The following is a 12,767-nucleotide window of genomic DNA, read 5'->3' on the forward strand; positions in this document are numbered from 1 at the left end:
GGCAAAATGACTGCACATCAGCATCAGATGTTCGGCGGCCAGTTCAATGGCCGCCGTGTCCTTGTGACCGGCCATAGCGGGTTCAAAGGCGGCTGGATGTCGTTGTGGCTGCAGCGACTTGGTGCGCAGGTGACCGGATTGTCGCTGCCACCCGAGCCCGGCCCATGCTTCTATGACAGCTGCGATCTGGCTCAGGCCACCGACAGTCGATTTGCCGATATCCGCGAGCCTGACGCCCTGGCCAGCACGCTGGACGGGGTCGATGCTGAGGTTCTGTTCCACATGGCTGCGCAGCCGCTGGTGCGCAAATCCTATCGGGAACCGGCAGAGACTTTTGCCACCAATGTGCAGGGCACGGCCAATGTGCTGGAGCTTGCGCGCAAGATGCCGTCGCTGAAGGCGGTGATCGTGATCACCAGTGACAAATGCTATGACAATCGCGAGTGGGTCTGGGGCTATCGTGAAAACGACCCGCTTGGTGGCAAGGACCCCTATAGCGCATCCAAAGCCGCAACCGAGCTGGTGGCCCAGTCCTATGCGCATTCCTTCTTTTGCGATTCGAGCGGCCCGCAACTTGCGACCGTGCGTGCCGGAAACGTGTTTGGCGGCGGTGATTGGGGCGAGGATCGTCTGGTCCCCGATATCATTCGCGCTTGGGCCAAAGGCGAGCCGGTAGTCATTCGCAATCCCGCCAGCGTGCGGCCGTGGCAACATGTTCTTGAACCCGTCTCAGGCTATCTGAGCGTGGCCGAGAAGATGCTGACCGATGGTGCGCCTTATGCCGGGGCGTGGAATTTCGGCCCGGATGTGTCCAGTACCGTAGATGTGCGCCAGTTGGCTGACATGATCCAGCGCGCCTGGGGCGATGGAGCACCGATGTTCAGTTTCCCCGATCAGGCCCTCGACGCCCCGCATGAGGCCGGTATCCTGCGACTGGATAGCACCAAGGCTCAAACGCGCCTGAACTGGCGTCCTCAGTTGACGCTGCAAGGGGCCATCAACCTGACCGCAGATTGGTATAAAGCCCATGCTGCGGGGAAGAACATGGCACAGGTCACCGCGACACAGATCGAATACTTCGAAACCCTGACAACATCTGAAACACATGACGCGACCCCAGTCGCCGCACAATAAACTGCGTATTTTTAAGGAGTGCCTTTTATGAGAGTGAACTACGGGCAAACCGTCCACGGCCAGGAAGAGATCGACGCCGTTGTCGAGGTTCTGAAAACATCGACCCAAATGGGCCCTAAGGTGCGCGAGATGCAGGCCAAGGTTGCCAAGCTTTTTGCCAAGAACCACGGCATCATGACAAACTCAGGCTCGTCTGCAAATTATCTGGCGGTTGAGATTCTGGACCTGCCGGAAGGCAGTGAAGTCATTACGCCTGCCCTGACATTTGCGACGACCGTGGCGCCGTTAGTGCGCAAAGGTCTGATCCCGGCATTCGTGGATGCCGCAGTGGGTACCTACAACATCGATGTGGACCAGATCGAACGGATGATCACGCCGAACACGTCGGCCATGATGATCCCATCGCTGATTGGCAACCTACCGGACTGGCGCAAAATCCGCGAGTTGGCGGATGCGCATGGTCTGAAAGTGATCGAAGACAGCGCCGATACACTGGACGCGCAGATGGATGGCACCAGCACAGGCGTGTATTCCGATGTCTCGACCACCAGCTTCTATGGCAGCCACGTGATCAACGGGGCCGGCAATGGCGGAATGCTGTGTGTCAATGATGACGAACTGGCGCGCAAGGCGCTGCTGATGCGGTCTTGGGGGCGCAGTTCCTCCTTGTTTGTTGAATCTGAGGCGATTGAGAACCGGTTCAACGTGCAGCTGGACGGCATCGACTATGATGCCAAATTCCTGTTCGAAGCTCTGGGCTTCAACCTTGAGCCATCGGAAATCAGCGCCGCATTTGGCTTGGTGCAGTTGGGTAAATTGGGCAACAATATCCGTCTGCGGGAAGAGGCGTTTGCTGCACATCTGGAATTCTTCAAGCAATATGAAGAATGGTTCATCCTGCCCAATCAACTGCCGGGGTCGCGTACAGGCTGGCTGTCCTTCCCGGTTACGATCCGCGATGGCGCGCCCTTTACGCGTCGCGAGATGCAGATCTTCCTGGAAACCGCAGATATTCAGACCCGTCCGGTCTTTACCGGCAACATCCTTCGGCAACCGGCCATGAAGGGTGTTGAATACCGCACCGATCCTGCGGGTTACCCGGTCTCGGATGAGGTGATGCGCGGAGGTGTTCTGCTTGCCTGTCACCATGGTTTGACGCAAGCGCATATCGACTACATGCATGAAAAGCTGACAGAATTCCTGCGGCCTCATGTTGCCGGGCTCTCGCGGGAGGCGTCCTGATGCCACTGGCCCCGACTGAGGCGATCCGGGATCTGATCCGGGATGATTTCAAACAGGGCACCGGCCCTTGCGCTGTCAATGGCGCGGTGCCGGTCTTTGTGAACTATGAAACCTCGGTCATCGAGCCCCCCAAGCCCACGGATATCGAAGTGGAATCGCAGATTCACCGGCGCAGTTATCGCGGGCCGGTGAAGCTGTTGAAACGGCTGGCGTCACCTATCAAACAGGTGACATTGCGCAATGTGGATCGGTTTTTATCCGAGATTAAGGCGCTGAACCCAAACCCGCGCGTTTTGATCGTGGGGGGTGGCAGTGTCGGGCAGGGGATGGGGAAGCTCTACGAAGACCCCAGTGTTCAGATCTTTGCCTTCGACATCTACCAGTCGCCGAACATCCAGTTCGTTGCCGATGCCCATGACATCCCGATGCAGGATGACGTGTTTGATGGCGTGATCGTTCAGGCTGTTTTGGAACATGTGCTGGACCCCCGCCAAGTCGCGGCCGAGATTCATCGCGTGCTCAAACCCGGCGGGTTGATCTATGCGGAAACCCCGTTTCTGCAGCAGGTTCACGAAGGGGCCTATGACTTTACCCGCTTCACGGAAAGCGGCCACCGCTATCTGTTCCGCGCATTCGATCGGATCGACTCGGGTGCCAGCGCGGGGCCGGGGGTGCAGTTTATGTGGTCCGTCGATTATCTGTTCCGCGGCCTGTTCCGGTCACGTACGGCGGGCAAGATTGCCAAGCTTTGTGTCTTCTGGGCGCAATATCTGGATCGCTTGATCCCTGAACCCTATCGTGTTGACGGGGCCAGTGGCGTGTTTTTCCTTGGGCGTAAGTCCGATGCGGTCCTGCAACCGAAAGAGGCGGTCTCGCATTACCGGGGCGCGCAGTAGTTATGATGCGTGTGCTCATCACCGGCGCAAACGGCTTTATCGGTTCGCATCTGGTGCGGGCCTGCGTTGCTCGTGGGGATGAGGTGACCGCATTGGTCCGCCCGGGATCAGGCATTGATCGGTTGGCTGATGTGGCTGCGAATATTCATTTGGCTCGGGTAGCGTTGACCGACACTGCAGCAGTCGCGCGAGCGTTTCACGAGGCCCAGCCAGATCTGGTGTTTCACGCGGCTGCAAAAACCCGCATTCCGAATACTCCGGATCTGAGTGATGCGTCCGCTAGCCTGAGGGAAAATGTCGACAGCATTCTGTCAGTTTTGAGTGCTGCGGCGGAATGTGAATCACCCCCGGGTGCATTTGTACGTTTGGGCACGATTGCAGAATATGGGGACAACCCGGTTCCCTATCTCGAAACGCAGTGTGAAAAGCCGCGCGACAGCTATGGCACTTCGATGCTGACCGGCACAAAGTACCTTGAGATGTTGCAGCCTCGCCTGCCATTTCCTGCGGTGACGGCGCGCTTGTCGCTGACTTATGGCCCGGGTCAAACCGGGCAGCAGCTGGTGCCTTACCTGATTGAAAGCCTGCTAACCAACAAACCAGCCCAGATCGGTCGCCCCGAGGATGCGCGCGATTTGCTTTACATCGATGACGCCGTGCGCGGCCTGTTGATGCTGGGGTCTGACCCAAAGGCCGCGGGTCCGGTCGTCAATATCAGTACAGGTGTGGCGACAAAGGTACGGGATGTGGCCAAGATGGTGCAGGGCCTCTCGAACGCGCCTAAGGATTTGCTACAGTTTGGTTCTCCCACTGGTGCGCCAATCGATTTGATCAACCATCCCGGTCTGATGCAATCCAGCTATGACTGGGGGCCCGAATCCAATGTGCAGGATGGGCTGAAGCAGACGGTCGAATGGGCTATGCGCGCGCAGGCGACACTGACAGGATCGGTTTCATGACACTCGTTTCTATACTTATCCCGGCCTATAACGAAGAAGACAACGTGCGGACGGCTTATGACCGAGTCATTCAGGTGTTTGACGGGCTCGACGGGTATGAGCCTGAGATCATCTTTACCGACAACCATTCGGAAGATCGTACATTCGAGATCCTGTCCGAGATCGCCAAAGAGGACCCGCGCGTTCGTGTCATCCGATTTGCGCGAAACATGGGGTATCAGGCTTCGGTCCTGACGGCCTATCGTTCGGCCAACGGTGCCTGTGCGGTGCAGCTGGACTGTGACATGCAGGATCCGCCCGAGTTGATCCCGCAGATGCTAGATCTGTGGCGTCAGGGCAATCACGTGGTTTACGGCATTCGCCGCAGCCTGCCGGATGGCCCATTGGTGGCCTGGGCCCGGCGCGCCTTTTATGCGTTGATCGACATGATCAGCGATGATGATCTACCGCGCAATGCGGGTGAGTTTCGCCTGACCGACCGCCGCATTCTGGATGAGCTACGCCGGGTCGATGACCGCTCACCCTATGTTCGGGGCCTGATCAGCGGCATGGGTTTTAATCAGGTCGGATTTGAATATGACCGCGTGGCGCGTACCGCCGGGGAATCCAAATTTCCGTTCCGGGCGATGCTGTCTTTGGCCGTTGATGGGTTGATCAACCACTCGTTGTTGCCCCTGCGGCTGGCGTCGATGATCAGCCTGACGGTCGGTCTTTCGATGTTCCTGCTGATGGTGGGCTATCTGATTGCAAAGCTGGTTTTTGGTGCCGAATGGCCAGCTGGTTTTGCGACCACCACCATCTTGCTGCTGTTGTCGATGACGTTGAACGCCATGTTCCTGGGTATTTTGGGGGAGTATATCGGTCGTATCTTCCTGCAATCCAAAGACCTGAATCGCCCTATTGTCGAACATGAACTCAACAGACCCGGACCCAGCGATCAGCCTCTGACACAGCCTCTGCGCGAGACCGAAGAACCGCGCAAGAAGATGTCAGGATAGCACCGCGTGAAGATCCTAATCATTCAGGGTGGTTTCGGCGCTGGCGGAGCGGAGAAGATCGTATCGATTTTGGCCGCGCATCGTGCTGAGCGTGGGGATGAGGTTCACGTGGCTGGGCTGACTATGCCTCCTAGTGGTTCGTATTTCCCTTTTCCCGACGAGGTTACGCTTCACGTCGCACAAGCGGGTGGTGGACAATTGGATCGGTTGCGCCACATCCGATCAGTGATCCAGCAGGTTGCCCCAGATGTCATCATTAGCTTCCTGACCAAGATCAACGTGCTGACCTTGATTGCGACGCTGGATCGTGCGACCCCGGTGATCATATCCGAACGAAACAACCCGCGCGCGCAGACCGCCAATCCGGTCTGGCGTCATGCTCAGAACCTGCTGGCGCGGCGGGCCCGCGCGGTTGTGATGCAAACACAGCGCGCCAGCGAGGATTTGCCCCGCGCGATACAGCGCAAGGCGCGGATTATCGCAAACCCTTGCGCATTGCCCACCGGCGCGCGCGAACATCTGGGAACAGGATCGTCAAATCTTGTCGCGGTGGGGCGTCTGGATCACCAAAAAGGATTTGATCTGCTGCTTGATGCCATGCCGCAAATCCTGGCGGGCAATCCCGGTGCAAGACTGACCATCTATGGCGAAGGCCCCGCGCGCAAAGCGCTGGAGGCGCAGCGGGATAGGCTGCAGCTTGGAGATGTCGTCTCAATGCCAGGCTCAAGTGCTGCGCCGGGTGAATGGATGGACAATGCCGACATTCTGGTTTTCTCATCGCGTTATGAAGGGTTCCCCAATGTGCTGGCCGAAGCCACAGTCACGGGCTTGCCGCTAGTTTCGTTCGATTGCCCATATGGCCCGCGCGAGTTGATACGGCCCGAGGAAAACGGATTGCTGGTTCCGCCCGAGGATGTGGATGGTCTGGCGCAGGCCGTTCTGCGGCTGTCCTCATCGCCCGAGCTGTTGCAGAAGATGCGCGATGCGGATTTGGAAAGCAGGGTCTGGTTGGCCCCCGACAACATCCTTGCAGAGTGGGACGAAACAATTGACGATGTGGCCTAAGGCCAATTCTGCGCACTGACACAGCGAAGGTTTCTCCGGGGTGAGTTATTTCAGCACCAAATCAACCAAGACCAGCCTGATCGTCACATCGGCGGATCGGAGTGTGCCGTGTTGCAAACTGTGAATACAATGACAGCTGAACAAGACGCCCCGATGCGCAAGATCGCAGTTGTGGCCAATCTGACCTCGTCGCTGATCAATTTTCGCTATGATCTGCTGCGCGAGTTGTCGATGCGCGCCGAAGTGATCGCCTGCGGCCCGGAACGTCACGCGCCCAGTGAAGAAGCGTTGCGCGAGATCGGAGTGAAATTCGTACATTTCCCGTTGGCGCGCACCGGAATGAACCCGATCGCGGATCTGCAAACACTGCGCAGCTTGCGCCAGATCTTTGCCGATTTCGCGCCAGATACCGTTTTTGCCTATACGATGAAGCCGATCATCTATGGCTGTCTGGCTGCGCGTCTGGCTGGGGTTCCGCAGAAATACGCGATGTGCACAGGCCTGGGCTATGTGTTCAATGCGCAGAACACTAGCCTGAAACGTCGTGCCGTCCGTGCCTTGTCTGCCAATATGTACCGACTGTCCTTACGGGGTGTGGATGAGCTGTTGGTCTATAACACCGTTGACGAGCAGGAGTTCAAAGATCGTCGCATGGTCGGGCAGGGCACGCGGCTGAGCGTTGTGCCAGGGTCGGGCGTCAATCTTGATAAATACGCGCCATTTGATCCACCAGATGGCCCGCCAGTCTTTCTAATGATTTCGCGCCTGCTGAAGGAAAAGGGCGTTTTTGACTACGTCGAAGCTGCCCGGCTTTTGAAACGCGACTATCCGCAGGCGCGGTTCCAGTTGCTGGGCCCTATGGATGCCAATCCGGATTCTGTTGGGCAGAAAGAAATCGATCAATGGGAACGGGAAGGCGTGATCGAATATCTGGGCGAAACAGATGACGTCAGACCTTACCTGCGCAATTGTTCGGTCTTTGTGCTGCCGTCGGCCTATCGCGAAGGAATACCACGCACGATCCTCGAAGCGATGTCGACAGGGCGTGCGGTTGTAACGACAAACGCACCTGGATGCGCCGACCCGGTGATCGAAGCTGAGACCGGTTTTGTGGTTCCGATGCGTGATCCGCAATCGCTGAGCCAAGCGATGGCCCGTTTCTTGAGAAGCCCCGAGTTGATTCCGCAGATGGGGCAGGCCTCCCGCAGTCGGGCTGAGGCTGTCTTTGATGTCCGGCGTATCAACACTATTCTGCTGCGCAAAATGGGTCTTCTGAGACCGGATCAACAGCTTTACTCATCTTCCGAGTGAACATCTGACCTGCGCGTAAAGTCATGCGGTGTGCTGTAAATAGTTTATTATTTACAGAATGATAATCGGTTTTTTGGGGGAAAATCATCAAACCTACGGGATTCCCCTAATATCCGTGGCCCACAAGCTTTGGTAAGTTAGGTTCAACCTGAGATAAATACCGGTGGCGCCTTCGGGCACTATCACTCACTCGAAAAAATGACCAGCATTTGGGGTGCTGGTCATTTGCTTTATCAGGGGGTTGGATAGGGTTAGTTCGTCTGGCGATCGGGCATCTGATACCCGTATTGGCCAAGGTCCAGCCCTGTCAGTTCTTGCAAAGCTGCGTTGGACTCGGCAAAGGCCCCATCAAACTGTTCAGTAGCATATTTGGCCGTGCGCCGTTCGATCATAGTATCCAAAGCGGTTGGGAATAACCGGCTGAGTGGGCCACTGAGTTTGCCGAATCTACGGGATGCGTTCGGCAAAGGAACGAATGCTCCGGCGCTGAGCTGGTTTCGGCTGAGCGTCCGATTGACCACCCGCTGAAGCACCTGAAAACTTTGCGACCGTTTGGTGTTGGTACGGTCGAACTGCTTTTTTGGGGCTGCAACACCCAACCCACCACAAAGCTGCGATACAAACGCGTCCGAATCCCGGACGAATTGTTCATATGTCAGCCCGTGCACACGGTCTTCTCCGAACAGCGTTTGGTAATATTTGAACAGGCGATGGTAGTGATAGAATTCCGAGCTGAACATGGGCACGCGGCGCATCATTGGTTCGACCTGAGCGATGTATCGTTTGAACGATTTGTGCCCGCCATCTGTGATGTATTGGCTGTACATCGACAGAATGCTGGACAGTTGTTCGCGGAAGACGATCAGCACATGTGCATCCGGAAATGTCTTCTTCAGGCGGTCGGCGATCATCGGGCTGTCAAATCCGCCGGTCGCCGGATAGCCAGAAAATCGTTCGTGCGAGAACACGGCAACTTTTCCTGATCCGTGGGCAGTATCCAGAAAACCAGCGTATTGTTCACGAACGGCGTTCGGATCAAAAGTTAAGGGTTGCGGCAATACGAATCTGTTCGACAAGACATATTTTGGCTCACCCGGCGGGGTGGCAAACGGCCCATCAGTTGCCGAGAACAGCTGCTTTTGCAATGCAGATGTCGCGGTCTTATGGTACCCAATGTGTATGAGAATTTTTGCTTGTTCCATATGGTGTTAATCAATACCCAAACTCAAATCGTAACCAAACGCGTTCGCACCAAAAGGCAAGTCTTCAAGACTTTTCCCCTCTGCATTTACCGGCCCCTATTGTAAGCTCTCTTTGTGGAAAACGGGATTCCAAAAACAGGACTGGATTTCGTTATCAAACTTCGCTTTCGTAAAAGGATACAAGTCCAAAAAACAAAATGATAGAATAAGTAGTAGTTTGGAATCGCCAAAATTTGAAATTTAATGAGTGACGAAAGGTATTTGACCTGAGACGAGTGCCAAGGTTGTTTTGCACCATGTTAAGTTCAGGTGCCCGGGGCGACACCCGGAAGGAACATCCATCAAGACCATGATCCGTTTTGACGCCAAATCCCTGATCGGGCGGCTTGCAAAGAACATGTCCTGGCTGTTCTTGTCCCAGATACTCATCGCGGTGTTTGGGCTGCTGACTCTGATCATCACCGCGCGCGCGGTCGGCCCTGCTGCGGTGGGGATTTTGGCTTTGGTTGATGCTTACGTGCAGGTTCTTGACCGGCTGTGTCGGCTGGAACCGTGGCAGGCCGTGATCAAGTACGGCAGCGACGCGCTGACCGAGGAGGATACAAACCGCTTTGCACATCTGATCAAACTGTCGGTTGTCATAGATATTCTTGGAGGCCTTCTGGCAGGCGCGGTCGCCATCTTGCTTGCACCGTTTCTCGCCCCGCTGATCGGCCTGCCCGAAGACGGCGGTTCAACCTATATCGTTCTTGTAGCCTTGGGATTGTTCCTGTCGCTGCGGCCCACCGGTATTGCAGTGTTGCGCGTTCATGACCGGTTTGATCTGCTGGCTGTGTCAGACATGGTGGTCGCCGGTTTGCGCCTTGTGGGCACGATCATTGTGTTCCTGCTGGATCTGGGACTTTGGGCGTTTCTGGCTCTGATGCTGATGCATCAGGTTTTGACTGGCCTTGTTGCCTTCTGCCTTGCGCTGCGTGAACTGAAACGGCGGGGGGTACACAGCTTTATGCGGTTGAGCCTCAGAACTGCGCTAAAGCAGAATCCCCGGTTCCTGCGGTTTTTGTGGAATTCGAACTTCAACGTGGTGCTACGGCAATCGACCCAACGGCTTGACGTGCTTGTCGTGGGGGCGCTGCTGGATGTTACCTCGGTTGGTTTCTATCAAGTCGGCAAACGTATCATGACGAATATCGTGCGTATCGGCGGCCCGATCCGACAGGTCCTGTACCCTGAGATGACGCGGCTTTGGTCCGCACAGGAGTTCACCAAGTTCTGGAAACTTGTGCGCTACGTCTCGCTGGTGATGTTGAGCGTTTCGTTGCTGATTTCGATCCCGCTGGCGTGGAAAATGTCTGATCTCGCGGTCTTGCTGTTCGGGGCGGAATTTGCGGGCGCTGCTCCGGTTATGACAATTCTGATGTTTGCGGCGGTGATCTATCTGGGCGGGTTGTCGTTAAATCCAACCATGCTGAGCATGGGGCTGGATCGGGCATTGGTGCGGACAACAATGGTGGCGACCGGAATATTTGCGCTGTCGTTCATACCGTTGCTTTATGTTTTGGGAATCGAGGGTGTCGCCCTGTCCCATGTGGTTTTCAACATCGTCTGGACGACGGGATGCATCTTTGCCATCCGGTCACATCTGGCGCGGCAATAGGGGATCGCCAACATACTAAGAAACCACGTTTGAATACCCCGCATTTACCAGTGATTTAAGATTAACGAGAAGACAAATGACCAAACGAATCCTGTTTCCTTTTGAAGGGGACACCGTCATCGGTGGAAGCCATGTCTCGGCCATGAAGCTGGCCGCAGGCTTGGACCGATCAATATACGAACCCTATATTATTGTGCACTATCAGGATGGTCTGGCGGGGGATTACGCCAAATCACTAGGACTGGGCTATGAGGTGCTCAAACAGCCTGCTCTCATGTCGCCGGGACAAATCAAATATGACGGGGATTGCGGGCCCGTGAAGTATTTGATGTCCAGCGTCCCGGGATTCATCTCGGTTCTGAACCGGATCAAACCGGATATCGTCCATACGAACGAAGGCCGCATGCATTCAAACTGGGTGCTGCCGACGAAACTGTCAGGTCGTAAGCATATCTGGCATCACCGGCAGGACCCGACCGCTTTTGGGATCAACAAGCTGGCCCCGATGCTGTCGGATCATATCATCAGCGTTTCTCATTTTTCGAAACCCAGCAAGCCGGTGCGGTCGGTGGATAAGAAGTTCAGCGTAATCCGTAGCCCGTTCGATTTTAATCCCAACCCGCCCGATCCCGCGCAAGCACGGCAGGACGTGTTGGCCGAACTGAACCTCCCGTCCGAGGCGCTATTGCTGGGGTATTTCGGAAATTACGTTCCGCGCAAACGCCCTGATCATTTTGTCAAAGCGGTCGCTGCAATTCAAAAGGCCATGCCCGATGTGCCGGTGCACGGCCTGCTGTTTGGCAGCGTCGGCGAGCGGGGCGGTGAATTGGAGAAAACCTGCAAAGACCTGGCATCCGAGGCTTGGATGGATAGCCAGATTCACTTCATGGGCTTCCGTCAGCCGATCGACGGTTACATGGCCGCGATGGACGCCAATCTGGTCACAGCATTGGATGAACCCTTTGGGCGCACATTGATTGAAACCATGTATCTAGGCACCCCTGTGGTGGCCACGCGGCACGGCGGCAATGTTGAGGCAATTATTGAAGGTGAGAACGGATTTCTTGTTGATCCATTCGACGCCGAGGCCTTTGTTGAACCCGTCAAACGGATGCATAATGACAGAGCGTTGAAGGAGCGGATCATCGACGCCGGTCAGCGCTATGCCCGAGAGAATTTCGGGATGGCCATTCACATTGACGGTGTGTGCAAAATCTACGACCAGCTTCTGGGCTGAGCCTGCACTGCACCCAAAGTCAGTCTTTGGGTGCGTTTGTCTGAGTGACACCCGGGAACTGCAGATAGGACAGGCGCCGAATCTCGCGCCGTCCGCGCGCCAATGAATCCAGGATCAAGGCGCAGACAACCGACAACATTGCAGCCACAAACCCCGCTACCGCCACAATCAGAGATGGGAACCTGCTGACGATCCCCGTTTGCAGGAACTCGTTCAAGACCGATAGGAACACTGACAACGATGGAAGAAAGAAGATCAAAGCCAGCGACATGAAAAAGACCATCGGCTTTTCTTCTTTGATCAACAGGCTGATCATCTTGAGAATACGCCAGCCATCCTTGAAGGTTGAAAGCTTCGAGGTTGATTCCGGCAGGCGCGAGAAATAGCTCGTCTGAACTTCGCCGATGGGCATGCGCATCTGCATGGCGTGGACCGTCAGTTCCGTTTCAATCTCAAATCCGTTCGACAGGGCCGGGAAGCTTTTGACAAAGCGGCGGCTGAACACGCGATAGCCTGACAGCAAATCGTTGATCTTGTCGCTGAAGAAGAACTTAACCAAGCCGGTAAACAGCGCGTTGCCGAACTTGTGGCCACGCCGATAGGCCTCGGTTTCTTTGTTCACGCGCGCACCGTTCACCATATCTAGGTTCTGCGACACCAGAAGTTGGACAAGCTGGGGCGCGGCGGCGCTGTCATAGGTCGCATCTCCATCGGCCATCACATAAACATCAGCCTCGACATCCGCGAACATCCGGCGGACGACATTGCCTTTGCCCTGCAGATTTTCGGTGCGAACCACGGCACCCGCCTCACGCGCGACCTGCGAGGTGTTGTCGGTTGAGTTATTGTCAAAAACATAGATGGTCGCGTCTGGCAAAGATGCCCGAAACTGCGCGATGGTTTCGCCAATGGCGACTGCCTCGTTATAGCAGGGCAGGATCACCGCAATCTCAAGCCCTTGCTGCCAGAGCGCTTCGTCGGTGCCAACTTCATGTTCGGCTTTCGTCATAAGCATGACGCGCCCCTCAGCTTAGTTAAGTTGAGGAAGTGTAACCGCAGGGCAGGC

The 12,767-nt window shown here is 55.9% G+C and carries 11 protein-coding genes; 9 read left to right on the forward strand and 2 right to left on the reverse strand.

Annotation, left to right across the window (positions count from 1 at the left end; translation table 11 throughout):
- Positions 1-6: 6 nt before the first annotated feature.
- From rfbG to ACR0JE_RS14880, 7 genes are all read left to right on the forward strand, one after another.
- Complete coding sequence (gene rfbG, locus ACR0JE_RS14850) at positions 7-1,134, forward strand: CDP-glucose 4,6-dehydratase (RefSeq protein WP_480864719.1); 1,128 nt, start codon at positions 7-9, stop codon at positions 1,132-1,134.
- Positions 1,135-1,161: 27 nt separating this feature from the next.
- Positions 1,162-2,376 carry a DegT/DnrJ/EryC1/StrS family aminotransferase gene (locus tag ACR0JE_RS14855; RefSeq protein WP_480864720.1) on the forward strand — a complete coding sequence of 405 codons (1,215 nt, stop codon included), beginning with the start codon at positions 1,162-1,164 and terminating at the stop codon, positions 2,374-2,376.
- Positions 2,376-3,272, forward strand: a complete 897-nt coding sequence (locus ACR0JE_RS14860; protein ID WP_480864721.1) for a class I SAM-dependent methyltransferase — start codon at positions 2,376-2,378, stop codon at positions 3,270-3,272. The genes ACR0JE_RS14855 and ACR0JE_RS14860 overlap by 1 nt, the downstream gene beginning before the upstream one ends.
- A gap of 5 nt (positions 3,273-3,277) precedes the next feature.
- On the forward strand, positions 3,278-4,231 hold the full coding sequence (locus ACR0JE_RS14865; RefSeq protein WP_480864722.1) for an NAD-dependent epimerase/dehydratase family protein: 954 nt from the start codon (positions 3,278-3,280) through the stop codon (positions 4,229-4,231).
- Positions 4,228-5,229: a glycosyltransferase family 2 protein gene (locus ACR0JE_RS14870; RefSeq protein WP_480544060.1), complete on the forward strand. Its 1,002-nt coding sequence runs from the start codon at positions 4,228-4,230 to the stop codon at positions 5,227-5,229. The genes ACR0JE_RS14865 and ACR0JE_RS14870 overlap by 4 nt, the downstream gene beginning before the upstream one ends.
- Before the next feature lie 6 nt (positions 5,230-5,235).
- Positions 5,236-6,294 carry a glycosyltransferase family 4 protein gene (locus ACR0JE_RS14875; protein WP_480864723.1) on the forward strand — a complete coding sequence of 353 codons (1,059 nt, stop codon included), beginning with the start codon at positions 5,236-5,238 and terminating at the stop codon, positions 6,292-6,294.
- A 129-nt stretch (positions 6,295-6,423) separates the two neighbouring features.
- A complete protein-coding gene (locus tag ACR0JE_RS14880; RefSeq protein WP_480864724.1) occupies positions 6,424-7,605 on the forward strand; it encodes a glycosyltransferase family 4 protein in 1,182 nt (393 codons plus the stop codon).
- A 251-nt stretch (positions 7,606-7,856) separates the two neighbouring features.
- Here ACR0JE_RS14880 and ACR0JE_RS14885 read toward each other — a convergent pair whose 3' ends face one another.
- Positions 7,857-8,573, reverse strand: a complete 717-nt coding sequence (locus ACR0JE_RS14885) for a sulfotransferase (protein ID WP_480864725.1) — start codon at positions 8,571-8,573, stop codon at positions 7,857-7,859.
- Between the two features lie 583 nt (positions 8,574-9,156).
- On the opposite strand from ACR0JE_RS14885, the gene ACR0JE_RS14890 reads away from it, so the two are divergent.
- Positions 9,157-10,464, forward strand: a complete 1,308-nt coding sequence (locus ACR0JE_RS14890; protein WP_480864726.1) for a lipopolysaccharide biosynthesis protein — start codon at positions 9,157-9,159, stop codon at positions 10,462-10,464.
- Positions 10,465-10,540: 76 nt separating this feature from the next.
- The gene (locus tag ACR0JE_RS14895) at positions 10,541-11,701 is read left to right on the forward strand and encodes a glycosyltransferase family 4 protein (protein WP_480864727.1); all 1,161 of its coding nucleotides are present in this window, start codon (positions 10,541-10,543) and stop codon (positions 11,699-11,701) included.
- A gap of 19 nt (positions 11,702-11,720) precedes the next feature.
- Here ACR0JE_RS14895 and ACR0JE_RS14900 read toward each other — a convergent pair whose 3' ends face one another.
- Positions 11,721-12,716 carry a glycosyltransferase family 2 protein gene (locus ACR0JE_RS14900; protein WP_480864728.1) on the reverse strand — a complete coding sequence of 332 codons (996 nt, stop codon included), beginning with the start codon at positions 12,714-12,716 and terminating at the stop codon, positions 11,721-11,723.
- Positions 12,717-12,767: the final 51 nt, after the last annotated feature.

Source organism: Ruegeria sp. H3, from assembly GCF_056533095.1.

Coding starts and splice junctions, on each gene's coding strand:
- rfbG (WP_480864719.1), top strand. CDS start 7: ATGACTGCACATCAGCATCAGATGTTCGGCGGCCAGTTCAATGGCCGC.
- ACR0JE_RS14855 (WP_480864720.1), top strand. CDS start 1,162: ATGAGAGTGAACTACGGGCAAACCGTCCACGGCCAGGAAGAGATCGAC.
- ACR0JE_RS14860 (WP_480864721.1), top strand. CDS start 2,376: ATGCCACTGGCCCCGACTGAGGCGATCCGGGATCTGATCCGGGATGAT.
- ACR0JE_RS14865 (WP_480864722.1), top strand. CDS start 3,278: ATGCGTGTGCTCATCACCGGCGCAAACGGCTTTATCGGTTCGCATCTG.
- ACR0JE_RS14870 (WP_480544060.1), top strand. CDS start 4,228: ATGACACTCGTTTCTATACTTATCCCGGCCTATAACGAAGAAGACAAC.
- ACR0JE_RS14880 (WP_480864724.1), top strand. CDS start 6,424: ATGACAGCTGAACAAGACGCCCCGATGCGCAAGATCGCAGTTGTGGCC.
- ACR0JE_RS14890 (WP_480864726.1), top strand. CDS start 9,157: ATGATCCGTTTTGACGCCAAATCCCTGATCGGGCGGCTTGCAAAGAAC.
- ACR0JE_RS14895 (WP_480864727.1), top strand. CDS start 10,541: ATGACCAAACGAATCCTGTTTCCTTTTGAAGGGGACACCGTCATCGGT.
- ACR0JE_RS14900 (WP_480864728.1), bottom strand. CDS start 12,716: ATGCTTATGACGAAAGCCGAACATGAAGTTGGCACCGACGAAGCGCTC.